Genomic DNA, 21769 nt, shown 5'->3' with positions numbered 1-21769 from the left:
CAGCCAAACGAGGATCGAACCAGACAGACGATGCCCACTTCGTACCCGAAAGACCGCTTCGATGACCTCCCGCACAAGCTCGACCGCGTGGGGGCGCACCGCGCACCAGCCAAGAAGGGGCGTCGCTGGCTTGCCGTCTGGTGGGCCCTCGCCGCGACCGCCCTCCTCATCGGGGTCGGCGCGATCGGTCTGACGGTCCTGAACAACCGGCTGAATATCACCATTCCCGGCATCGAGGCCGAGACCACGCCCGCGGAGCCCACGCCGGAGCCGGTGCCCACCGCCGAGCCGACCACTGACCCCAGTGCGAGTGTCACGGTGCTCAACGGGACTCCGACGAGCGGGGTGGCCCGGTCGGTTGGCGACCTGCTCACGACCGGCGGCTGGACCGTCGGCAGCACCAGCGACGCAGACACCGAGGACGTCGTCACGACGACCGTCTACTACGCGGACGCGGCCCTGGAGGGCGCTGCACGCGGTGTGGCGGCTCTGCTGCCCGGTTCCGAGGTCCTGCTGGCGGATGACTTCGCGGGCTCGGATGCCACCCTCACCGTCGTCGTGGGCAGCGACTACGCGATGCCCGCCGGCTGACCCGGCCCGACGACTCCCCGTCCTACTGGGGTTGCCCTTCCCAGTCAACCCCCTATTGAGTTTCACTCCCGTCACTAGTGTCTGCAGTGGTCGCTCATTTTCTCGGCTGAGCGCTCTCTACCCGAGAGTGCTCGTTTCGAGACGGTGGACGCAGCTTCTGCGCCAGGCCCGGTAGCACCAACGGGTGAGTGCCGAAACACAACACTGCAACAGGGGAGTTTCACATGGCGAACGGAACCGTCAAATGGTTCAACGCTGAAAAGGGTTTCGGCTTCATCACCGTCGATGGAGGTGGGCAGGACGTCTTCGTTCACTACTCCGCCATAGACATGCACGGCTACAAGGTTCTCGAGGAAGGCCAGCACGTCATCTTCGAACTCGGTACCGGAGCCAAGGGTCCGCAGGCCGAGTCGGTTCGCCCGGCCTAACCGCCCGGCGTCGAACGCAGCCAGCCTCAACCAGCTGAGAACACCACGCACGTGCTCGACCATTGATCCTTGGATGATCGGTCGACCACCGAGTGTCAGTCACGCCACCACCGTGACCCCGGGCAGACATACCGGGCGGGCTAGGGTGTGTGGCGTGACTGCGTTTCGGATGTTCCCTGCTGCTCCCCGTCGAATCCGATCCGGACGGCGGACGCCTGGCGGCGCGGCCCTGATCGGCGCGGGCCTGTGCTTGGGGCTGGGCCTGGGACTGAGCTTGGGGCTGGTCGGCTGCTCTGCGCCGGTGCCCGAAGCGACGGCGTCGGCGGACCCGACACCGCAACCGGGCATCATGCCGCTGCGCGGCACACCGGTGGACCCGTCCCGTGCCGAGCATCCGTCCCTGGCCGTGAAGATCGACAACCACCCGGCCGCGAGGCCGCAGCTCGGTCTCGAGCGCGCCGACCTGGTCTTTGAAGAGCTGGTCGAGGGCGGCATCACCCGCTACGTCGCCCTCTGGCACTCCGACGTGCCGGATGCTGTCGGCCCGGTACGTTCCATCCGTCCGATGGACCCGGAGATCCTGAGCTCGTTCGGCGGCATCGTGGCGTATTCCGGCGGCCAGCCGCAGTTCGTGGCCGCGATGAGGGCCTCTCCGCTGCTGAACGTGGTCTTCGACGACGACGCCGGAGGCCTGTTCGTCCGGTCCGACGACCGGGATTCACCGCACGATGTGGTGCTCGCCGCGGACGAGACCGTCACCCTGCACTCCGACCTCGCGCCGCCGCCCGGCCAGTTCGACTACGCCGACAGCGCCGCGGAGGCCACAGCGTCCCTCGCCGGCGATCGGACCACCACCATCGTCACCCGGTTCTCCGAATCCGGCGGGAGGGCCTGGGCCTGGGACCCGGCGGCCACCGGGTACCTGCGCAGCCAGGACGGCGCTGCCGACCTGGACAGTACCGGTGCCCAGCTCAACGCCACCAACGTCGTGGTGCTGCGGGTGGAGGTCGATCGCGGCAGCGACGTGCCCCGCACCATCTTGACCGGGTCGGGCACGGCGTGGGTGTCGACCGGCGGTTCGACGATGCCCGCCACCTGGTTCAAGGATGCCGCGGCCGCGCCGATCCGGCTGGCCGACGCTGTCGGGGCCACGATCGAGCTCGCACCGGGCAACACCTGGATCGAACTGGTACCCACCGACGACGGCAGCGTGGAACTGGTGCCGTAGGTCGACCGGAACCCGGCACCGGCCCCCGCCGTTCACTTGCACTCTCGACCCCAGAGTGCCAGAATCGGTTTAGCACTCTGCTGTTCGGAGTGCTAACCCATCATCGTTTTGGTAACGTCCGGGAGGGACGAGAAACACATATGGCAAAGATCATTGCTTTCAATGAAGAGGCCCGTCGCGGCCTTGAGCGCGGCCTCAACATCCTCGCTGACACGGTCAAGGTGACCCTCGGCCCGCGCGGACGCAACGTCGTGCTGGAGAAGAAGTGGGGCGCCCCCACGATCACCAACGACGGCGTGTCCATCGCCAAGGAGATCGAGCTCGACGACCCGTACGAGAAGATCGGTGCGGAGCTCGTCAAGGAGGTCGCCAAGAAGACTGACGACGTCGCCGGCGACGGTACGACCACCGCCACCGTCCTCGCTCAGGCCCTGGTTCGCGAAGGCCTGCGCAACGTCGCAGCCGGCGCCGACCCGATCAGCCTCAAGCGTGGCATCGAGAAGGCGACCGCTGCGGTCATCGCCGAGCTCATCGCCAGCGCCAAGGAGATCGAGACCAAGGAAGAGATCGCGGCCACGGCCTCCATCTCTGCCGGTGACGCCGAAATCGGCGCGATCATTGCCGAGGCCATCGACAAGGTCGGCAAGGAAGGTGTTGTCACCGTCGAGGAGTCGAACACCTTCGGCACCGAGCTGGAGCTCACCGAGGGCATGCGCTTCGACAAGGGCTTCCTGTCGGCGTACTTCGTCACTGACCCCGACCGTCAGGAAGCGGTCTTCGAAGACCCGTACATCCTGATCGTCAACTCCAAGGTCTCCAACATCAAGGACCTGCTGCCGATCGTCGACAAGGTCATCCAGAGCGGCAAGCAGCTGCTCATCATTGCCGAGGACGTCGACGGTGAGGCCCTGGCCACGCTCGTCGTGAACAAGATCCGTGGCATCTTCAAGTCGGTTGCCGTCAAGGCCCCCGGATTCGGCGACCGCCGCAAGGCGCAGCTGCAGGACATTGCCATCCTCACCGGTGGCCAGGTCATCTCCGAGGAGGTCGGCCTCAAGCTCGAGAACGTCACCCTCGACCTGCTCGGTAACGCCCGCAAGGTCGTCATCACCAAGGACGAGACCACCATCGTCGAGGGTGCCGGCGACGCCGAGGCCATCGCCGGTCGTGTTCAGCAGATCCGCAACGAGATCGAGAACACCGACTCGGACTACGACCGTGAGAAGCTGCAGGAGCGCCTGGCGAAGCTCGCCGGTGGCGTTGCCGTCATCAAGGCCGGCGCCGCGACGGAGGTTGAGCTCAAGGAGCGCAAGCACCGCATCGAGGACGCCGTTCGTAACGCGAAGGCAGCCGTCGAAGAGGGCATCGTCGCCGGTGGTGGCGTTGCGCTGATCCAGGCCGGCAAGACCGCATTCGAGGGCAAGGCAATTCTTGACCTCGTCGGCGACGAGGCAACCGGCGCGAACATCGTGCGTGTTGCCATCGACGCTCCGCTCAAGCAGATCGCGCTCAACGCCGGCATGGAGCCGGGCGTTGTCGCCGACAAGGTACGCAACCTGCCCGTCGGATTCGGCCTCAACGCCGCAACCGGTGAGTACGTCGACATGATCGCTGCCGGCATCAATGACCCGGTGAAGGTCACCCGCTCCGCGCTGCTGAACGCATCGTCGATCGCCGGACTCTTCCTCACCACCGAGGCCGTTGTCGCCGACAAGCCCGAGAAGAACTCGGCTCCGGCCGGCGACCCCTCTGGTGGCATGGACTTCTAAGTCCCGCAGCCCCTGCACTAACGCACCACCTCAGGCTGGGCGTCTCCTTCGGGAGGCGCCCAGCCTTTGTCGTATCCGGTGTCGGGCTACCGGGCGAACAGCCGGGCGTTGGCCTGCTCCACCTCGGCGTACTGCTGGCCGGCTTGCCCGAGCGCCTGATTGAGCGCATCCGCGCTCTGCTCGACGTGCAGCTGCGTGGTGCGCCACGCCGCGACGGCCCCCTGGAACTGGGCCGACGCCTGCCCTGTCCAGGAACCCTCCAGCCCGGTGAGTTGACCGAGTAGCGCCGCCACCTCGGCCTGGATGCGGGCCATGGTGGCGCGTGCCGCGCCGGTGGTGGTGATCAATGCATCGCTGTCGACCTGGAACTGGGTCATCAAGAGGCTCCGTCCGCTCGTGTAGGCGTCGGGGTGACGCCCGCGGGCGACGCTACGGCGTGCGGGAAGCCGCCGAAGGGCCCGAGGCGGCCCTGAGGACAACCGGCCGCCCCACCGGGCTGGGGAGGAGCGGGGCCCCGCCGCCGGCGCCGGTCAGTCCAGGGTCGGCGACGTGAGCGCCTGCGGGGCGGCGGGCGACTCGGCCAGCGGGAACCAGACCCGGAAGGTGGCTCCGCCGCCCGGGGTCTCGACGACCTCGATCGACCCGTTGTGGCTGGCCACGATGGACGCCACGATCGCCAGGCCGAGTCCGCTGCCGCCGGTTTCCCTGGCGCGGGAGGTGTCGGCCCGCCAGAAGCGCTGGAAGATCTTGTCGCGGATCTGTGGCGGGATGCCCTCGCCGTGGTCGATGATCGAGATGGAGGCCCGCTGGTTGCGGCGGTCGACGGAGACCTCGAGTTCCACCGGGCTGTCGGCCGGGCTGAACCGGAGAGCGTTGCCCATCAGATTGGTGATGACCTGGCGCACCTTGTTCTCTTCGGCCATGATCACCGCGTCCAGCTCAGGTGGGGCCTCCACAACCTCGGGGGTCTCGGCGGCGGGAGTAGCCGCATCCGTGCGCCTGGGCCTGCGCGTGCGGAGGCGGGCGAGGGTGGCGCCGGCGAACGAGATGGTGCCGGTGCCGGACGTTTCGCCCTTCGTGGCCGCACCCTTGGTCGCGGCGGCTTTGGCTGCCGCGGGCTTGGCCGGTGTCCCCTCGGCGGCAGGGGTCGGCGAAGGCGTCAGCGGGGCTGGTGCGACCTCGCCGGTGGAGTGCGCCAAATCGATGGACGACGCCGGGGCTTCCGCGTCGAACTCGGTGGGATGGCTGGTCAGTACCGTGACCTGACGACCGGGGGAGGAGGCCATCGCGTCCAGCGCGGCGTCGTGGGCGAGGGGCAGCAGGTCCACTCGGGTGAGGACGAGGGGTTTGGTCTCATCCAGCCTGGCGAGCTCGAGCAGGTCCTCGACGAGACCGCCCATGCGGATCGCCTCCTTCTCGATCCGCTCCATGGCCTGGGCCACGTCTTCGGGGGTCTGCAGTGCGCCCATCCGGTAGAGCTCGGCGTAGCCGCGTACCGAGACCAGTGGGGTGCGCAGCTCGTGGCTGGCGTCACCGACGAAGCGGCGCATCTGGTCGATCGTGCGGGCCCGGTCCTTGAAGGCCCGGTCGATGCGGCTGAGCATGGTGTTGAGGGACCGATTGAGCCGGCCGACCTCGGTATTGGGGGTGGCCCCGCCCAGCCGTTGGCTGAAGTCGCCGTCGGCGATGGCCGCCGCCGTACGCTCGGCCTCGCGCAGCGGCGCGAAGGTCGTGGTGACGAGCAGCCGGGTGAGCATGGCGCCCACCAGCACCACGCCCACCCCGAAGCCGAGGAAGATGCTGAGGTACGTGTTGACGGTGTTCTGCGCTGATTGCAGGGACACAGCCATCAGCAGGGTGCCGTAGGTGCCGGTGGAGTTGATCACGAACGGCACCGCCACCGCGTGGAACTCGGTGGAGCCTTCCGCGTCAGAGAGCTTCTGCACGGCGCCGTTCATGGCGATCACGCTGGGCAGGTCCAACGCCATGGTCACCGCGGGCAGGCTGGAGCGCGGGCGGTCCCGCCAGGTGCGGTCCTTCAGAACACCGTTCTGGTCATAGATCGCGACAAAGTAGTCGGAGTCCACCCCGGCGGCGCTGCCGTTGGCCATCGAGTTGCGATAGTCCATCAGGGTGGTCTGCGCCTCGGTCTGCAGGCTGGCATCCACCTGCTGCACGACGTAGTTGCGCAGGATGACCATGGTGCCCACCCCGGAGACGAGCAGGCCGAGGGTCAGCATCAGCACGGTCACACCGGTGATCTTGGAGCGGAGCGAAATCCGGCTCCAACGGTCCATCAGGGCCACATGCATGGTTCCAGTCTAAGGAGGGGAAACTGGGTCTATGCCTTGGCGGCCTTGAGCATGTAGCCGAAGCCGCGCTTGGTCTGGATCAGCGGCTCGCTGGAGTGCATGTCCACCTTGCGGCGCAGGTAGGAGATGTAGGACTCCACGATGCCCGCATCGCCGTTGAAGTCGTACTCCCAGACGTGGTCGAGAATCTGCGCCTTGGAGAGTACCCGGTTCGGGTTGAGCATCAGGTAGCGCAGCAGCTTGAACTCGGTGGGGCTGAGCTCGATGGGCTGGTCGCCGACGAGGACTTCGTGGGTGTCCTGGTCCATGGTGAGCTCGCCGGCACGGATGACCGCGTCTTCGTCGGCGTGCATGGTGCGGCGCAGGATGGCCTTGATCCGTGCCACTATCTCGTCGAGGCTGAACGGCTTGGTGACGTAGTCGTCGCCACCGACGGTGAGGCCGGTGATCTTGTCTTCGGTGTCGTCCTTGGCTGTGAGGAAGAGGATCGGCGCGGTGTAACCGGCCGAACGGAGGCGTTTGGTGACGCCGAAGCCGTTCATGTCGGGCAGCATCACGTCGAGGATGATCAGATCGGGCTCTTCCTCAAGCACGGCGGAAATCGCCTGGGCACCGTTTCCCACGGCGCGCACGGCGAACCCGGCGAAGCGGAGGCTGGTGGTGAGAAGATCCCGGATATTGGGTTCGTCGTCAACGATAAGGATGCGGGGGCCGTCAGTCATGCCCCTAGTATCTGCGCGTTAGCTGGTGCTTTCCTGTGAGTGGGCGGTATGTGTGCGGATGATCCGGTGACAGCGCTTTCGGCAGGTCGAGGTCGTCTTCCGCGGCGCGTCAGGGTGGACCAGCGCCGACTGGCGGATGAGAGCATAGCCTGGGAAGACCTGCTCGATCCGTCACCGGGCGCCGCCTGAACGCACACCCGTCGCCGTCGCACCGCGGCCCAACACCACAAGGAGTCAGATGGTCAGCTCGACCGACCCGACCGGGGTCATCCGGCCCCGGCTGGACGTGCCCCGGCGCCGCATCAACGGGCGTGACTTCGACTTCGCGCGTGAGGTGGCGGTAATGGCGGTGATCAACCGCACGCCGGACTCCTTCTATGATCAGGGCGCCACTTTCGCGCTCGATCAGGCCGTGGCGGCGGCACATCGGGCCATCGACGACGGCGCCGACTGGGTCGACATCGGCGGGGCCAAGTTCGCCCCGGGTCCGGCCGTTCCGGTCGCGGAGGAGATCGACCGGGTGGTACCCGTCGTCGCCGCCCTACGGGGCACCGGCGTCGTGATCTCCGTCGACACCTTCGACCCCGACGTGGCCAGGGCCAGCATCAACGCCGGCGCGCACGTGATCAACGACACCACCGGTGTGCACGACCCGCGGATGGCCGAGGTCGTCGCGGACAGCGACGCCACTCTGGTGATCACGCACAGCCTGGCCCGGCCCCGCACGCCGTACCCGGCGCCGCAGTACACCGACGTCGCCGCCGAGGTGTCCGGCTTCCTGCAGGCCAGGGTGCAGCGCGCCCTCGAGCACGGGATGCCGGCCGACCGGCTGGTGATCGATCCCGGGCACGACCTGAACAAGAACACCCGGCACTCCCTCGAGCTGACCCGCCGGTTGGCGGAGATCACCACGCTCGGCCTGCCCACGCTGGTGGCGGTCTCGAACAAGGACTTCATCGGAGAGACCCTCGACCGGGGCCGCGACCAGCGAGTGGAGGGCACCCTCGCCGCCGTCGTCTACTGCATCATGCAGGGCGCCCGCATCGTGCGGGTGCACAACGTGGCGGCCGCGGTGGACGCCGTGCGGATGACCGAAGCTATTCTCGGCTGGCGCGAACCGGCGTACCTGCGCCACAACCTCACCTGATGAGCGCCATCGATCCCGGCGACGTGCTGGCCCGCTACACGGTGCACGACAGGTCCGCCCCGCACCTGCGGGTGAACTTCATCAGCAGCCTGGACGGCGCCGCCACCCACGACGGCCTGAGCGGCGGGCTCGGCGACGACGCCGACAAGTTGGTTTTCGACACCGTGCGGATGCTCACCGACGTGATCCTCGTCGGTGCGGGCACCGTGCGCGCCGAGGGCTACGGGGGCATCCGGTTCACCGACGAGGCGGTGGCCTGGCGAGTTGCCCACGCGCTACCGGAGCACCCGCCGGTGGCGTTGGTGTCCGGCCGTCTCGACCTGGACCCGGCGCACCCGGTGTTCACCGCCGCCGCCACCCGGCCGATCGTGATCACCCACGCCCAGGCCCCCGCCCAACGCCGGGCGGCGCTCGCCGCGGTGGCCGACGTGTGGGTCTGCGGGGAGGCATCCGTCGACCATGCGTTGATGGTGCGCGCGCTCACCGCGCGGGGCTACCCGCAGGTGCTCTGCGAGGGCGGCCCGAGCCTGTTCGGCTCACTCCTGGCCGCGGATGCCGTGGACGAGCTCTGCCTCACCCTGGCCCCGCTGCTGGAGTCCGGCCGGGCAGCGCGCATCGCCGGCGCGCCGGACGCATCGCCGCGCCGGATGCGCCTGGCCCACGCCCTCCCGGCCGGCGACACCCTGCTGCTGCGCTACCTTCGCGCCCGCGAACTGTGAGCTGAGCCCCTAAAACTTGGCGATTCTGGGGCTTTTCTCTCAGTTCGCGGCCACGGTGGGACGGGCGAGGGAGTGCGCGTCGAGGATCGTGTACGAGTAGCCCTGCTCGGCCAGGAAACGTTGGCGGTTCTGGGCGAAGTCCTGATCGACGGTGTCGCGGGCGACGAGGGTGTAGAAGCTGGCGGTGAGGCCGGACTCCTTCGGGCGCAGCAGCCGGCCGAGGCGTTGGGCCTCCTCCTGCCGGGACCCGTAGGATCCGGATACCTGGATGGCGACGGAGGCCTCGGGCAGGTCGATCGAGAAGTTAGCCACCTTCGACACCACGAGCAGGTTCTCCTCTCCCACCCTGAACGCCTGGTACAGCCGTTCGCGTTCATCCACCGGCGTGGCCCCGGTGAGCTTGGGCGCCTGCAGGGCCTCGGCGAGCTCGTCGATCTGGTCGAGGTACTGGCCGATCACGAGGATGCGTTCGCCGGGGTGCATCGCCACCAGCTCCTTGACGATGTCCAGCTTCGCCGGCGCGGTGGCGGCCATCCGGTAGCGCTCGTCGTCGGGCGCAGCGGCGTAACGGAGCCGCTCGCTGTGGGGCAGGTCGATGCGTACCTCGAAGCAGGCGGCGGGGGAGATGAAGCCCTGGGCCTCGATCTCCTTCCACGGGGCGTCGAACCGCTTGGGCCCGATCAGGCTGAAGACGTCGCCCTCGCGGCCGTCCTCGCGCACCAGGGTGGCGGTCAGGCCGAGCCGGCGCCGGGCCTGCAACTCGGCGGTGAGCTTGAACACCGGGGCGGGCAGCAGGTGTACCTCGTCGTAGATCACCAGGCCCCAGTCCATGGCGTCGAGCAGCTCGAGGTGCGCGTACTCGCCCTTCCGCTTGGCGGTGAGGATTTGGTAGGTCGCGATGGTGACGGGCTTGACCTCCTTGACCTGGCCGGAGTATTCGCCGATCTCCTCCGCCGTGAGGGTGGTGCGCTTCTGCAACTCGTCGCGCCACTGCCGGGCAGAGACCGTGTTGGTGACCAGGATCAGGGTGTTGGTCTTGGCGGTGGCCATCGCGCCGGCGCCCACGAGGGTCTTGCCCGCGCCGCAGGGCAGCACCACGACGCCGGAGCCGGCCTCGAAGAAGTTCGCCACGGCCTTGTGCTGGTAGTCACGCAGCGCCCAACCGTCTTCCAGCAGCGCGATGTCGTGCGGGGTGCCCGGGGTATAGCCGGCGAGGTCCTCGGCGGGCCAGCCGAGCTTCACCAGCTCCTGCTTGAGCTGCCCGCGCGCCCACGGCGCCACCAGGAACGAGTCCGGGGTGGGCTGGCCGATCAGCAGCGGGGCGATGCGCCGCGCACCGGCCACCTCGGTGAGCACCGGCGCGTCGAGACTGCGCAGCACCAGCTGGCCCTCGGGGTCCCGGTCGATGACCAGGCGGCCGTAGCGGCCCACGGTCTCTTCGAGGTCGACCGTGACGGTCTGCGGAATCGCGAACTTGGAGTATTTCTCGAGCGTGGCCAGCATGTTGGCCGCGTCATGCCCGGCGGCGCGGGCGTTCCAGAGGCCGAGCCGGGTGATGCGGTAGGTGTGGATGTGTTCCGGCGCGCGTTCCAGTTCGGCGAACACGGCCAGGTCGTGCCGGGCATCCTCGGCCAGAGGGTGCGCGACTTCGAGCAGAACCGTGCGGTCACTTTGGACGATCAGCGGGCCATCGGACATAAGCAACAATGCTACGCCCGTGGGCTGTGACCGTACCTACCCGCGTACGGGGGTGCGCCCGACCGGCCCCGCCGCCGGGTCAGGGAGCGGGGACGATGCTGACGACGCTGGAGAGCGGCAGTGTGCGCTCGATATCGGCCCGACGGTCCCGGGCGCGGAACCGGCCGCCGCCGACGCTGGCCGGTTCGAGGAGGTAGTCCACCACATCGCCGCCGGGCATCTGCACGCTCACCAGCACCGTCTGCCGGTGCTTGATGGCGGAATCCAATTGCCGGGCCAGCCAGGCGTGCGCGGCCTTCGCCTCGCCGCCGTCGGTGGCGCGCAACTCCTCGACGAGCGCGACCGTGGGGTCCGGTATCTCCACCCGGCTCGAACGGAGGACGGGGTGCCGGCGCGGATGCACCACCTCACCTGCCGCGTTCTCGGCGGCGACGGGGTAGCGGGCGTCGGTGAGCGCCCAGAACACAGTGCCGGCGGGATGGGGGCTGGTGAGGCGGCTGGGGGAGACCGTTGTCAGCGCGAGCGCCGTGAACGTCTGGTCGACGGCGATGGCGCCGAGCACCGCGGTGTCCTCGGACGCGATGTAGCTGGGCCCGGCCGGGTCCTCCGGGTCGATGCGGCCCACCCGCACCGTCCCATACCGGCTGGCGGCGTCACGGATGAGGTAGTCCACCGGCTGCGGGACACCGGTGAGCGAGATCGTGGCCAGGAAGTGCAGGATGGAGTCTGCGTCGTCGCCGGTCGCGAGGGCGCGGTTGACCGACGCACCGCTCAACCGGTAGCTGGACGCCAGCTCGCGGCTCTCGACATCCGCGAAGGTGCGCAACCGGGCGTCGATCGAGGCTGACAACGGGCCGGGGGCCACGATCGAGAGATCGTGCTGCAGGTAGACGGTACCCACCTCGGCGGGCAGCGACGCGGCGATGGCGGCGATGGCGGCGTCGATGTCGCCGCGGAGCACTGAGGCGCCGGCCGGGCTGGTGGACTGGCGAGCGGTGATGCCGATCAGCTCGCCCTCGTGAGCGAAGTCGGCGATGCGGTCATCCATCCAGGTGCCGCCGGCCGGGTACAGCCAGTCCACAAAACGGTGCAGGGCATCGCCCCAGGCCACGCCGGGCCGCTCGGCGACGATCTGGCGGACGTCGGCGGGCAGGGCAGCCAGCCAAGATGCGGCCAGCACGCCCCAACGGGCCGGTGCGTTCTCGAGCAGCCAGGCCACTCCCTCGGCGGACTCCGACCAGTAACCGGAGCCCAGGGTGACCAGTTCGGCGCGGGCGGCGATGCCCACAAGTGGGGCAACGGCGTCCAGGTCGACCCGCATGGCGACGGAAAGACGTTTGGTGTCCGGCAGGCCGAGGCCGCCCCGACTGAGTTCGCGGGCCGGCTCCTGGCTGAGTTCGGTGAGGAGTTCGGCGATCGAGGAGACGGCGGTGAAGGCACGCTCGGCGGCCAGTCGCTCAGTGAAACGGCTGTCGGTGGCCGAGAGCGGGGCCAGTGGGGTGGGGGCGGGCACCCCGGCCAGCTCGGCGGCGCTGGGCAGACCTTCCTCCGGCCAGGACCGAAGGCGTTCGGCGACGGCTGCATACGGCCGCACGGTGTCGCCTGTGCGCACCAGGAGCAACAGCTCGTCGAGGCGGTCGACGCGAGCGGAGATGTCGTCGGCGTTCAGGGTGTCGTGCCCGAGGTCGGCCAGTCGTTCGACAAGTTCGGCCATCGGGGCGGCGCCCAGTTCGCCGGCCACGGCCAGAACGGCGAGGGTGCTGCGGTCCAGGTGCGCGAGCGTCGACTGGATCGCTGCGGGCTCGAGGAGCGCTTCGGCGAGGTCGAAGAAGTCGTGGATGCCGTGCGGGGGAATCGATCGGAGCACGATAGTGCGGCGCAGTGCTGCGTCGTTCAGTGCGCGGAGGCGTGAGGCGAGCGTCAGCATGTCGGTTACTCCAGTTTCTGTCGAGCCTCGCGAGCACGGCGGACTCCGCTGACGACCATCAGGGCGATGATCAACAGGAAGCCGAGGGGAAGACCGAAGAGGGGCAGAGTGAGCACGGCGGGCCAGACGCCCTTGCTGAATCCGTCGTTGTCGCCGGCCCCGGCCGCGGTGCCGAGAATCACGGCGAGGAAGGCCAGGATGGACAGCCCGACCACACCCGCAACCATGTAGGCCAGGATCTTCTCGAGCCGGCCGGGGTCGTGGGGAGTTTGAGTGGTCACAGACCTAAGGATACGGGGCATAGTCAGCTACAACGGAATATGCTGAGTGAAGCGGCGCGTATTCTGCGCGCCTCAAAATCACAGCGAGGTTCAGATGCCCACCGGCAAAGTCAAGTTCTACGACGAGGAGAAGGGCTTTGGCTTCATCACGTCCGATGAAGGCCACGAGGTCTTCCTGCACGCTTCCGCAGTGCCCGCCGGAGTGACGGTGAAGGCCGGGATGAAGCTCGAGTTCGGCATCGCCGACGGCAAGCGCGGCGCTCAGGCGCTGTCCGTGCGCGTGATCGAGGCTCCGCCGAGCCTGGCCAAGCTCAGCCGCAAGCCGGCTGACGACATGGCCATCATCGTCGAGGACCTGGTGAAGTTGCTCGACGGTATCGGCTCGAGCCTCCGCCGCGGTCGGTACCCCGACTCCGCGCACAGCAAGAAGATCGCGGCCGTGCTGCGCAAGGTCGCCGAGGAACTGGATGCTTAATCCTTTCGACCCCACCCCGCCCCAGGCCCCGCCGGTCGTTCCGACCGACACCCCGGCGGCTGAGGCTCCCGTCGACGAACCCACGGCCGACGAGACCACTGTCGTCGACGACGGCCGGGCGGGTGCGACGGGGGACGGTCCCGCCGAGGACGCCGACGACGTTGCCGACGACGAGGTCTTCGAGGCCGATGAGGTGCTCGTGGCCGCCGTCGACCAGGCCAGGTCCGCTCTCGAACTGATCACCCCGGCCGACACGATCGGTGAACCGCTCGGTTACATCGTCGAGGGTGAGCACGTGCTGTCGCTGCTCTTCGACTGCCTGATGACCGGTTACCCGGGCTGGCGCTGGACGGTCAGCCTGTCCCGCGTCGACGGCGACTCCGAGCCGCAGGTGCTGGAAACCGAACTCATGCCTGGCGACGATGCCCTGCTCGCTCCGGAATGGGTGCCGTGGAGCGACCGGCTCGCTGACTCCAAGGTCGCCGAGGAGCTGGCTGCCGCCGGGTTCGCCGAGTCCGACGACGACGACAGCGACGACGATGACGACAGCGACGACGACGATCATGATGATGACGACGACGACAGTGACGACGACGACGACAGTGACGACGACGACGACAGTGACGACGACGACGACAGTGACGACGACGACGAGAGCGCAGAGTCCGACGACGCCGTCGACAACGGCGTCGACGTTCTCGACGGGATCGACGTGGACGAGGCGCTAGCGGCGTCTGAACAGCACGAAGCCGAGTCCGCAGAGGCCGAGGCCCAGACCGATGACGGCGCACCACAGCCACCAGCCCAGGCCGGCGTCGTTCAGTTCAGCTCGGAAGACGACGGCCAGCACGAGCAGCACTAGCCAGCCGACCGAACCCGCTGCCACCGCTTTCCGCGCATTAGCGCGGGCGGGCAGCGGGTCGGGCCGCCGTTCGCTGTCTCTGAGCCAGAAACGCATGGGCGACTAACCCAGGTTGGCCACTACGTATTCGATCGACGAGACGAGCTTGCGCACGTCCGCCGGGTCGATGGCCGTGAAGGTGGCGACACGCAACTGGTTGCGACCGAGCTTGCGGTACGGCTCGGTGTCGACGATGCCGTTGGCACGCAGGATTTTGGCAATGGCCGCGGCATCGATCGCGTCGTCGAAGTCGATCGTGGCGACGACCTGTGAGCGGTGGCTCGGGTCGGTCACGAACGGCGTCGCGTAGTCCACGGTCGCGGCCCAGTCGTAGAGCACCGAGGAGGACTCCGCGGTGCGCGCCGACGCCCAGGCCAAGCCGCCGTTGCCGTTGATCCAGTCGAGCTGGTTCTCCATCAGCAGCAGGGTCGACACGGCGGGCGTGTTGAGCGTCTGCTTGAGACGGGAGTTGTCGATGGCGTTCTTGAGGCTGAGGAATTCGGGGATGTACCGCCCGCTGGCGGCGATGCGTTCGACGCGCTCAATGGCCGCGGGGGAAAACAGAGCCAGCCAGATGCCGCCGTCAGAGGCGAGGTTCTTCTGCGGAGCGAAGTAGTAGACATCGGCCTGGTCGGCCTCGAAGTCGATGCCGGCGGCGGCGCTGGTGGCGTCGATGACGGTCAGGGCACCAGCGTCTCCGTGCACCCGGGTGACCGGGGCCATCACGCCGGTAGACGTTTCGTTCTGCGGCCAGGCGTACACGTCGATGCCCTCGGTGGGTACGGCGGTGGCGCGCGAGCCGGGGGCGGCCTTGATGACATCGGGAGCCGTGAGGAACGGCGCGGCGGCGGCGGCGGCGAACTTGCCACCGAACTCACCGAAAACGAGGTTCTGGGCGCGGGTCTCGATGAGCGAGAACGCGGCAGCGTCCCAGAACGCGGTCGAGCCGCCGTTGCCCATGACGAGCTCGTAGCCCTCCGGGGCGCGGAACAGGTCGGTGAGGCCGGTGCGGACGCGCCCGACCAGGTTCTTCACCGGTGCCTGGCGGTGGGAGGTACCCAGGATGCTCGCGCCGGCGCCGGACAGGTAGTCCAGCTGCTCCTGACGGATCTTGGACGGGCCGCAGCCAAAACGTCCATCGGCGGGCAGCAATTCTGTGGGGATCTGTAGGTCCGGCATAACAGGATTCTAGTTGCCCGCCTCGCACGGGTAGTGTTGTGGCGTTGCACATATGGCCGAGCGGGAGGCTGCGGATGACTGACCTTATCGACACGACCGAAATGTATCTCCGCACCATCCTCGACCTCGAGGAGGAGAACATCGTTCCCCTCCGGGCCCGCATCTCCGAGCGGTTGGGTCACTCCGGACCGACGGTGTCCCAGACCGTCGCCCGGATGGAGCGCGATGGTCTCGTCGTCGTCTCCGGCGACCGGCACCTCGAGCTCACTCTCACCGGCCGCACCAAGGCCGTGCATGTGATGCGCAAGCACCGCCTCGCGGAACGCCTGCTCAGCGACGTCATCGGTCTCGAGTGGGAGTTCGTCCACGACGAAGCCTGCCGCTGGGAACACGTGATGAGCGAACAGGTCGAGCGCAAGATCCTCGAAATTCTCGGTCACCCCACCGAATCCCCGTATGGAAACCCGATTCCCGGCCTCGACGAACTGGGCGACTCCCCGGCCGTGGCATTCATGGCGGGCGTCACCAACCTGCTCGACGTCGTCGCGGCGTCGGAGGCCCCCGTGACTGCCGTCATCCGTCGGCTGGGGGAGCCCGTGCAGTTCGACCCGGTTCTCCTCGCTCAGCTCAAGCAGTCCGGTGTTCTGCCGGGCAACACCGGTGTGTTCTCCGCCGTGGGCTCCTACGTACTGGTGCAGGTGGAGGGCTTCGGCGCTGGCCTGGAACTACCCAACGAGGTCGCCGGTCACATCTTCGTGACCACCCCCGTCACCGGCTCCTAGCCGGACCGGATTTCCGGCGAAATTCACCGTCCTGTTACCAATTCGTTAGAAATCGTCCATTTTGGGTGACAAATCGGATTCGGTCACGTAGCCTCGACCTGCCCACAGATCAGAGACCGATCGTCGGGCCCGCGCAAGACGTCTCTACCCTTCCCGTCGCTTGCTGCGGAAATTCACGCGTTCACTCGCACCTGGACGGGGCAACTTCCTAGTGTTGTCGAGGCGCCGGAGGTCCGAATTGACTCTGTTAAGAAGAAGACTGTCCAGCCGCGGTCGACGTGCCACTGCTGTGGCCATACGCCCCGCTCCGGCCGATCCGATGCGCGCGACACAATCCGAGGTGGGGCCGCGCATCGTCATGAGGCCGGGGGAGCCCGTCAGGCGATCCAGACTCCGCAGCACAGTGGGTCCGGTCGTGATAATGAGCCTGGCCACCGGTCTCGTCGCCACCATGGCGCTGCCGGCCTACGCGTTCGCCCCGGCGGACCCCGCGGGTAACTTCGCGGCCACGGACGCCACCGATCTGACCCAGGCGGGCGCCCAGGGGGTGGCCGTCGATGACGGTGCCGCTTCGGTCTCGGTCGCCCAGGACGCCTTCGCGGCCACGCCACAGGCTGAGATCGACGCCGCCGAGGCCGCGCGAGCGGCCGCGGCGACCTCAATGACCACCTATGCGGAGTCGTTCACCGGCCCGTCGGCGGCCGACTACCTGGCCAGCTCGGCCTACCCGAGCTTCAGCCTCTCGTCGGTCTACAGCGTTGCGTTGCAATATCAGGGCGTTCCCTACGTGTACGGGGGTGCCACCCCGGCCGGGTTCGACTGCTCCGGCTTCGTGATGTACGTATATGCACAGTTCGGCATCTCCCTGCCTCACTCTTCCACCGGACAGGGCGCGGCCGGCACCCGGATCGACCTGGCGGATGCCCAGCCGGGCGACCTGGTGATCATGGACGGCCACGACGGGTTCTACGCCGGCAACGGCAACATCCTGCACGCGCCGTACGAAGGGGCGGCGGTGCGGGTACAGCCGATCTGGACCGCTGACTATTACATCGTGCGATTGGGCATCTGAGCCGTTTGATCTGGCCGCTCCTGAGACCGCCCGGGTAAACACTGGGTTACGCATAGCACAAATGGTGCGACACGTTTTCGTAGCGCACCATTTGTGGGTTAACCTGATGCCCTGATGTTCTGCGGGATTTTGGGAGAGCCAATGCGCAAGCTACGCACGATCCACACCATGGATGTGCGCGGACACTTCGCGCTGCGGCACAGCAGTCAAATCTGTCTGGGTGTCGTGTGCCCCGAGCACACCGAAGCCCATGGGGCGTTGTCATGATGACGACGCCCTTTTTGTTTGCCCGCATCTCCTCCCCGTCGACGCCAGACAGCAGTTCGAATGGCTGGAAGCCGTCCAGCCTTTTTCGAAAGGGAGCGCATGCGCACACTGGTCCTCAACGCGGGATATGAACCTCTCGCGGTCGTGTCGTTCAAGCGGGCACTCGTGCTCGTCATGAACCAGAAGGCAACAATCATTCAGGCGGACCAGGGGCACCCGGTCTGGGCGGCGACGGAGTCGTGGGAGCGGCCCAGCGTCATCCTGCTCACCCGTTACGTGCGCCTGCCGCGGTCGCGGGCCGTGCCGGTCAGCAGGCGCGGAGTGCTGCGGCGCGACGACCACCGCTGCGGCTACTGCGGCAAGAACGCCAGCACCATCGACCACGTGCAGCCGCGGTCACGCGGCGGCCGCGACACCTGGGACAACCTCGTGGCCTGCTGCCTGCGCTGCAACAACCTCAAGAGCGACCGCACACCCGCCGAAATGGGCTGGGACCTGCGCTTCGACCCCCGGATGCCGCAGGGCACCACCTGGGTGGTCAGTGGCGTGGAACGACCGTTGCCGCAGTGGGACGAGTTCCTCGCGCCGGCCGCCGCGTAGTCTCATCGCTCGGCTCGACTTTGTGGATGTGCACCCCTTTGTAGTGCCATTGTCACGAAAACGTAACGCTCAACGTGACAGCCGCCCACGCATCGCCTACAGTTGAAAAGTCCCCCCTTCCGGTAGTGGCTGTTTAGAGGATTATCTGTGACTCATTCCGGCCCCGCCGGCTCGCCTGAGGGCGTCGGCGCGTTACCTTCGCGCCGCGAGGCCCGGGCCCAGCGCGCAGCCGCTGAGGCATCCGGCACTTCCGCCGTCGTCGTTTCTTCCGAGGCCGTTGTCGTGCCCGCCGAGGCCGTCATCGTTTCCGCCGAGTCGGTTGAAGTCTCCGCTGAGTCCGTCGACGTCACCGCCGAGTCCGCTGTCATTTCCGCCGAGGCGATGGTCGTCACCGCGGTTCCCGTACCGCCGGTTTCGATCCGGTCGGTGTCCCCGGACCTCGCCGTCATCGTCGGCAGCGCGAGCACCTGGGCCGACGAGTCGTCAGCCCAGGACGACACCGTTCCGCCGCGTGCGGTCCGCCCGGCCCGGTTCCGGCCGTTCTCCACGCCATCCGCACCGTCCACGGCACCCGCCGGCGCCCGCACCGGTCCCGCCCGGCGGCCCGTCAAGCGCCGCAAGCAGTTCGCGAAGATGGTTACCCTGCTGGCGATCCCGGCCATTTTCCTCACTGCCGCGCTGCCCGCCTACGCGTTCACCCCGCAGGGCGGCTCGACCGCTCTCACTGCCAAGGCCTCCGGGGACACCCAGGCCGTCACCGTGGGCGCCGCCGCTGCCGCCGTGACTATTTCGGCCGACAGCTTCACCGCCACGAGCCAGGCCGAACTCGACGAGATCGAGGCGAACATCGCGGCGGACCTCGAGCAGCAGCAGGTTGCCGAAGAGACCCGCAGCTCCGCGGCCGAGTACGCCGTGGTCGGCATCCGGGCCGAGGGTGACGACTACCCCTGGCGGGACGCCGCCACCGAATCCCAGGGCGGCGGGTTCTCCCCGCTCGGCTACTACTACCGCGAGTGCGTGGACTTCGTGGCCTGGCGGCTCAACCGCGACGCCGGCGCCACCGGCCCGTTCAAGTGGACCTGGTCGACGATGACTCCCGGCGGCGGCAACGCATCCGCCTGGGCCAACGCCTGGGCGAACAAGGGTTGGGCCAGCAGCAAGGCACCCGTCGTGGGTGCCGTGGCCTGGTTCACCTACAACCACGTCGCCTATGTTCAGTCGGTGCCGGGGGACGGCACCGTTGTGCTCGAGGAATACAACTGGAACGGCTCGCACGCTTATCACACGCGTACAGTGCCGGTCAGCGAGGTTCCGGTCTACCTCTACCCGCCGACCTAGTTCCTGTCGCGGCGTGCCCGCCTCCGAACGAGGGCAGCCCGGCGTACCTGCGCTCAACCGGCGCGGATAACGGCTAAACTTTCCCGGTCAGCCTCTGTAGCTCAATGGAAGAGCAGTTCCGTCCTAAGGAAAGGGTTGGGGGTTCGAGTCCCTCCAGGGGCACCCCGCACCGCCGCAACAGATTCAGCTCCCTCACCGGGAAAAGGTCGTCGCCGAAGGTTGGTACCTTCGAGGAATGAAGACTACGCGGTGGGCAATCCTAGGACCTGGCGATATCGGCGGCTGGTTCGCCCGGGCTCTGCCCGGCTCGGCGCACGGCACTCTGCACGCAGTCGGCAGCACCAGCCCCGAGCGGGCGGCCGCGTTCGCGGCCACGTACGGGGCGCCCGTCACCGGAACCTACCAGGATCTCCTCTCCCGGGACGACATCGACGCCGTGTACATCTCCACGGTGAACACGACCCACGCGGACCTCGCCGTGGCCGCGCTGCGGGCCGGCAAGGCGGTGCTGTGCGAGAAGCCGGTCGCGCCGACCGTGGCGGAGGTCGAACGAGTCCTGGATCAGGCCGCGGCCTCCGGACTGCCGTTCGTCGAGGCGTACAAGCACCGGTTCGGACCGTTCGCGCGGGCCCTGGATGCCGCCGTCGCCAACCGGGAGGTCGGCACTTCGTTGCAGCTGGTCGCCTCGTTCGGCTTCGCGGCGGGGCAGCGATCGGGACGCCTGTTCGATCCGGAGCTGGCCGGCGGGGCGATCCTCGACGTGGGCGGCTACCCCGTATCGCTCGCGGTGGCACTCGCCGCTGCTGCCGGCGTTGACCCGGCAGACCTGACGGTCACCGTCGCCACGGGCGATGTCGGCGACACCGGCGTGGACGAGCACGCCAGCGCGACAATTGCCGCGGCCGGATTCTCCGCGGAGGCGGAGTGCTCCATCGTCGCCGAGCTGCCGCGGTCGGCGAGGCTCAGCGGGAGCGCCGGGGTCATCGAGCTGGCCGATGTGTTCGGCAGCCGCAGCGACTCGGCCGCGTCGTTCCTCGTGCGGGCGGATGGCCGTGACCGACTGGTGGAGGTGCCGACGGTGGACCCGTTCGCGGCAGAGGCCGATGCCGTGTCGCTGGCCCTGCTGGACGGGCGGACCGAGGCGCCCGAGGTGCCGTGGGCGCACAGCCGCAGCGTCGCGCGCCTGCTCGCGCAGTGGCGGGCTGGACTGGACGCGGCACCGCGCGGCTGAGCGCATCCGAAGCCAGTACCGACGCGTGAGGCGGGTCAGGCGCCGGTATGCGGGTGGCGCGCCACCCGCATACCGGCGCGGCACCCGCATAACGCGGTCGGGTGCGACGTGGGGGCACCGGTCACCGGAACTGGGTCAGCTTCAGGACCAGATGCTCGTCTCGAACCCGGTCTAACTCCCGGCGGGCTGCGATCGACTCGGGAGCGAGAGCGGGGCGTTCCCGGCGACGAGCCCTGACGGGCCGGCGACCCCAGCGGATCAGCGCGACACCGAGGTGCATGGCAGCGCGGTCGATCAGGCCTACGCGGCGCGCCGGGTGCGCCTCGGGCGAGAGAACGGGTTGGGGTGGGTGATCGTGGCGGCCCGGATCGGGCGCCAGTTGGGTATTCATGATGATGCGTTCCTTAACGAGGACGGTTCGCGAATCCGGGCGCTCTGGAAGAACGTTCGGGCTCGCAGAATGAAGGGTGGCCGCGCACGGCGGCACGAGGGCGACGCGCGGAGTGCGCGCCGCTCACGGGGTGAGTGACCCGGGCAGACGGATGCAGAAGGTGCGGGATGCACAGAGTGCGGATGCTGCCTGGTCGGGCTTCGAGAGCGTCACCACCGTCTGGACCGGTGGGTTACCTACTGGCCGATCAGGCGGTGAAGACGCCGACGAAGCCGGCGGTGGTACGGAATGCGAATGCAATCTTCTGAGTAATCACGCGAGGCTCCTTTCGTCGTATGGCGTAGGCATCACCGTAGTGGGCAATCCGCTCTTCGCGCAACACTTTCTCGCACTTCCGTGGCCGGGCCCGGCTGGGTACCCTCGAAGTATGTGTCGGAACATTCATCAGCTTCACAATTTTGAACCTGCCGCCACCGACGACGAGGTGTATGCGGCGTCGCTGCAGTTCGTGCGCAAGATCAGCGGGGCGACCAAGCCGTCGAAGGCCAACGAGGAGGCCTTCAACCGGGCGGTCGCGGAAATCGCCCACACCTCGCGGCATCTGCTCGAAGACCTGGTCACGACCGCTCCGCCCAAGAACCGCGAGGTGGAGGCGGACAAGGCCAGGGCTCGCTCGGCGAAGCGGTTCGCCGCGGCCTGATCGACCGGCAG

Annotated in this window: 22 protein-coding genes, 1 tRNA gene and 1 pseudogene; 15 read left to right on the top strand and 9 right to left on the bottom strand. The window is 68.1% G+C overall.

All coding sequences use genetic code 11. The features are described 5' to 3' along the window. Positions 1–30 precede the first annotated feature (30 nt). From B7495_RS13505 to groL, 4 genes are all read left to right on the top strand, one after another. Positions 31–591: a LytR C-terminal domain-containing protein gene (locus tag B7495_RS13505; protein WP_088457038.1), complete on the top strand. Its 561-nt coding sequence runs from the start codon at positions 31–33 to the stop codon at positions 589–591. A 224-nt stretch (positions 592–815) separates the two neighbouring features. Continuing rightward, positions 816–1019, top strand: a complete 204-nt coding sequence (locus tag B7495_RS13500) for a cold-shock protein (RefSeq protein WP_088457037.1) — start codon at positions 816–818, stop codon at positions 1017–1019. Positions 1020–1173: 154 nt separating this feature from the next. Next, entirely contained in the window at positions 1174–2247 is a 1074-nt protein-coding gene (locus B7495_RS13495; protein WP_166788781.1) for a DUF3048 domain-containing protein, read from the top strand. A 140-nt stretch (positions 2248–2387) separates the two neighbouring features. Then, positions 2388–4016 (top strand): chaperonin GroEL, encoded by a 1629-nt coding sequence (groL, locus tag B7495_RS13490; RefSeq protein ID WP_088457035.1) that lies wholly within the window; start codon positions 2388–2390, stop codon positions 4014–4016. 86 nt (positions 4017–4102) lie between these two features. On the opposite strand, the gene B7495_RS13485 is transcribed toward groL, so the two are convergent. The 3 genes from B7495_RS13485 to B7495_RS13475 form a co-directional block, all read right to left on the bottom strand. After that, positions 4103–4393 (bottom strand): WXG100 family type VII secretion target, encoded by a 291-nt coding sequence (locus tag B7495_RS13485; protein WP_088457034.1) that lies wholly within the window; start codon positions 4391–4393, stop codon positions 4103–4105. Between the two features lie 153 nt (positions 4394–4546). Next, complete coding sequence (locus B7495_RS13480) at positions 4547–6328, bottom strand: cell wall metabolism sensor histidine kinase WalK (RefSeq protein ID WP_088457033.1); 1782 nt, start codon at positions 6326–6328, stop codon at positions 4547–4549. A 29-nt stretch (positions 6329–6357) separates the two neighbouring features. Then, complete coding sequence (locus tag B7495_RS13475) at positions 6358–7050, bottom strand: response regulator transcription factor (RefSeq protein ID WP_066597326.1); 693 nt, start codon at positions 7048–7050, stop codon at positions 6358–6360. A 238-nt stretch (positions 7051–7288) separates the two neighbouring features. Between B7495_RS13475 and folP the strand changes: the two genes are divergently transcribed. Continuing rightward, on the top strand, positions 7289–8197 hold the full coding sequence (folP, locus tag B7495_RS13470; protein ID WP_088457032.1) for a dihydropteroate synthase: 909 nt from the start codon (positions 7289–7291) through the stop codon (positions 8195–8197). Then, positions 8197–8916, top strand: coding sequence for a pyrimidine reductase family protein (locus B7495_RS13465; protein WP_088457031.1), 720 nt, complete (start codon positions 8197–8199; stop codon positions 8914–8916). Before folP ends, B7495_RS13465 begins: the two co-directional genes overlap by 1 nt. 39 nt (positions 8917–8955) lie before the next feature. Here the strand turns inward: B7495_RS13465 and B7495_RS13460 are convergent, their stop codons facing one another. From B7495_RS13460 to B7495_RS13450, 3 genes are all read right to left on the bottom strand, one after another. Continuing rightward, on the bottom strand, positions 8956–10614 hold the full coding sequence (locus B7495_RS13460; protein ID WP_088457030.1) for a DNA repair helicase XPB: 1659 nt from the start codon (positions 10612–10614) through the stop codon (positions 8956–8958). A gap of 79 nt (positions 10615–10693) precedes the next feature. Continuing rightward, on the bottom strand, positions 10694–12541 hold the full coding sequence (locus B7495_RS13455; protein ID WP_088457029.1) for a helicase-associated domain-containing protein: 1848 nt from the start codon (positions 12539–12541) through the stop codon (positions 10694–10696). Positions 12542–12546: 5 nt separating this feature from the next. Further along, positions 12547–12822, bottom strand: a complete 276-nt coding sequence (locus tag B7495_RS13450) for a hypothetical protein (protein ID WP_088457028.1) — start codon at positions 12820–12822, stop codon at positions 12547–12549. Positions 12823–12916: 94 nt separating this feature from the next. Here B7495_RS13450 and B7495_RS13445 point away from each other — a divergent pair, with 94 nt between their 5' ends. Both B7495_RS13445 and B7495_RS13440 read left to right on the top strand, forming a co-directional pair. Beyond that, positions 12917–13297: a cold-shock protein gene (locus tag B7495_RS13445; RefSeq protein ID WP_088457027.1), complete on the top strand. Its 381-nt coding sequence runs from the start codon at positions 12917–12919 to the stop codon at positions 13295–13297. Then, the gene (locus tag B7495_RS13440) at positions 13290–14159 is read left to right on the top strand and encodes a DUF3027 domain-containing protein (RefSeq protein WP_088457026.1); all 870 of its coding nucleotides are present in this window, start codon (positions 13290–13292) and stop codon (positions 14157–14159) included. Before B7495_RS13445 ends, B7495_RS13440 begins: the two co-directional genes overlap by 8 nt. On the opposite strand, the pseudogene B7495_RS19385 reads toward B7495_RS13440, so the two are convergent. Together B7495_RS19385 and serC are read right to left on the bottom strand one after the other, a co-directional pair. Then, positions 14085–14255 (bottom strand): annotated as a pseudogene (locus B7495_RS19385) (DUF2530 domain-containing protein); the annotation flags it as partial. The gene B7495_RS13440 and the pseudogene B7495_RS19385 sit on opposite strands and share 75 nt — an antisense overlap. 6 nt (positions 14256–14261) lie before the next feature. Continuing rightward, positions 14262–15377, bottom strand: a complete 1116-nt coding sequence (gene serC, locus B7495_RS13435; protein WP_088457025.1) for a phosphoserine transaminase — start codon at positions 15375–15377, stop codon at positions 14262–14264. Between the two features lie 74 nt (positions 15378–15451). Here serC and B7495_RS13430 point away from each other — a divergent pair, with 74 nt between their 5' ends. The 6 genes from B7495_RS13430 to B7495_RS13405 all read left to right on the top strand — a co-directional run bounded on the left by B7495_RS13430 (position 15452) and on the right by B7495_RS13405 (position 20667). Next, the gene (locus tag B7495_RS13430; protein ID WP_088457024.1) at positions 15452–16159 is read left to right on the top strand and encodes a metal-dependent transcriptional regulator; all 708 of its coding nucleotides are present in this window, start codon (positions 15452–15454) and stop codon (positions 16157–16159) included. Positions 16160–16580: 421 nt separating this feature from the next. Then, a complete protein-coding gene (locus tag B7495_RS13425; RefSeq protein WP_088457023.1) occupies positions 16581–17231 on the top strand; it encodes a C40 family peptidase in 651 nt (216 codons plus the stop codon). A 366-nt stretch (positions 17232–17597) separates the two neighbouring features. After that, complete coding sequence (locus tag B7495_RS13420) at positions 17598–18098, top strand: HNH endonuclease (protein ID WP_088457022.1); 501 nt, start codon at positions 17598–17600, stop codon at positions 18096–18098. Between the two features lie 147 nt (positions 18099–18245). Beyond that, positions 18246–19436, top strand: a complete 1191-nt coding sequence (locus B7495_RS13415; RefSeq protein WP_088457021.1) for a CHAP domain-containing protein — start codon at positions 18246–18248, stop codon at positions 19434–19436. Positions 19437–19526: 90 nt separating this feature from the next. Beyond that, positions 19527–19598: transfer RNA gene (locus B7495_RS13410), tRNA-Arg, on the top strand. 73 nt (positions 19599–19671) lie between these two features. Then, complete coding sequence (locus B7495_RS13405) at positions 19672–20667, top strand: Gfo/Idh/MocA family protein (protein ID WP_088457020.1); 996 nt, start codon at positions 19672–19674, stop codon at positions 20665–20667. A gap of 121 nt (positions 20668–20788) precedes the next feature. Here the strand turns inward: B7495_RS13405 and B7495_RS13400 are convergent, their stop codons facing one another. Beyond that, positions 20789–21058, bottom strand: coding sequence for a hypothetical protein (locus tag B7495_RS13400; protein WP_088457019.1), 270 nt, complete (start codon positions 21056–21058; stop codon positions 20789–20791). 427 nt (positions 21059–21485) lie between these two features. On the opposite strand from B7495_RS13400, the gene B7495_RS13395 reads away from it, so the two are divergent. Further along, positions 21486–21758: a DUF2277 domain-containing protein gene (locus B7495_RS13395; RefSeq protein WP_088457018.1), complete on the top strand. Its 273-nt coding sequence runs from the start codon at positions 21486–21488 to the stop codon at positions 21756–21758. Positions 21759–21769 lie beyond the last annotated feature (11 nt).

Origin of the sequence: Cryobacterium sp. LW097, assembly GCF_002205495.2 — a bacterium.
Classification (GTDB): domain Bacteria; phylum Actinomycetota; class Actinomycetes; order Actinomycetales; family Microbacteriaceae; genus Cryobacterium; species Cryobacterium zongtaii.
This window is presented reverse-complemented; position numbering and strand designations above follow the sequence as displayed.

Coding starts and splice junctions, on each gene's coding strand:
- B7495_RS13405 (WP_088457020.1), top strand. CDS start 19,672: ATGAAGACTACGCGGTGGGCAATCCTAGGACCTGGCGATATCGGCGGC.
- folP (WP_088457032.1), top strand. CDS start 7,289: ATGGTCAGCTCGACCGACCCGACCGGGGTCATCCGGCCCCGGCTGGAC.
- B7495_RS13455 (WP_088457029.1), bottom strand. CDS start 12,541: ATGCTGACGCTCGCCTCACGCCTCCGCGCACTGAACGACGCAGCACTG.
- groL (WP_088457035.1), top strand. CDS start 2,388: ATGGCAAAGATCATTGCTTTCAATGAAGAGGCCCGTCGCGGCCTTGAG.
- B7495_RS13395 (WP_088457018.1), top strand. CDS start 21,486: ATGTGTCGGAACATTCATCAGCTTCACAATTTTGAACCTGCCGCCACC.
- B7495_RS13485 (WP_088457034.1), bottom strand. CDS start 4,393: ATGACCCAGTTCCAGGTCGACAGCGATGCATTGATCACCACCACCGGC.
- B7495_RS13475 (WP_066597326.1), bottom strand. CDS start 7,050: ATGACTGACGGCCCCCGCATCCTTATCGTTGACGACGAACCCAATATC.
- B7495_RS13425 (WP_088457023.1), top strand. CDS start 16,581: ATGAGCCTGGCCACCGGTCTCGTCGCCACCATGGCGCTGCCGGCCTAC.
- B7495_RS13445 (WP_088457027.1), top strand. CDS start 12,917: ATGCCCACCGGCAAAGTCAAGTTCTACGACGAGGAGAAGGGCTTTGGC.
- B7495_RS13400 (WP_088457019.1), bottom strand. CDS start 21,058: ATGAATACCCAACTGGCGCCCGATCCGGGCCGCCACGATCACCCACCC.
- B7495_RS13480 (WP_088457033.1), bottom strand. CDS start 6,328: ATGCATGTGGCCCTGATGGACCGTTGGAGCCGGATTTCGCTCCGCTCC.
- B7495_RS13500 (WP_088457037.1), top strand. CDS start 816: ATGGCGAACGGAACCGTCAAATGGTTCAACGCTGAAAAGGGTTTCGGC.
- B7495_RS13440 (WP_088457026.1), top strand. CDS start 13,290: ATGCTTAATCCTTTCGACCCCACCCCGCCCCAGGCCCCGCCGGTCGTT.
- serC (WP_088457025.1), bottom strand. CDS start 15,377: ATGCCGGACCTACAGATCCCCACAGAATTGCTGCCCGCCGATGGACGT.
- B7495_RS13460 (WP_088457030.1), bottom strand. CDS start 10,614: ATGTCCGATGGCCCGCTGATCGTCCAAAGTGACCGCACGGTTCTGCTC.
- B7495_RS13430 (WP_088457024.1), top strand. CDS start 15,452: ATGACTGACCTTATCGACACGACCGAAATGTATCTCCGCACCATCCTC.
- B7495_RS13420 (WP_088457022.1), top strand. CDS start 17,598: ATGCGCACACTGGTCCTCAACGCGGGATATGAACCTCTCGCGGTCGTG.
- B7495_RS13505 (WP_088457038.1), top strand. CDS start 31: ATGCCCACTTCGTACCCGAAAGACCGCTTCGATGACCTCCCGCACAAG.
- B7495_RS13465 (WP_088457031.1), top strand. CDS start 8,197: ATGAGCGCCATCGATCCCGGCGACGTGCTGGCCCGCTACACGGTGCAC.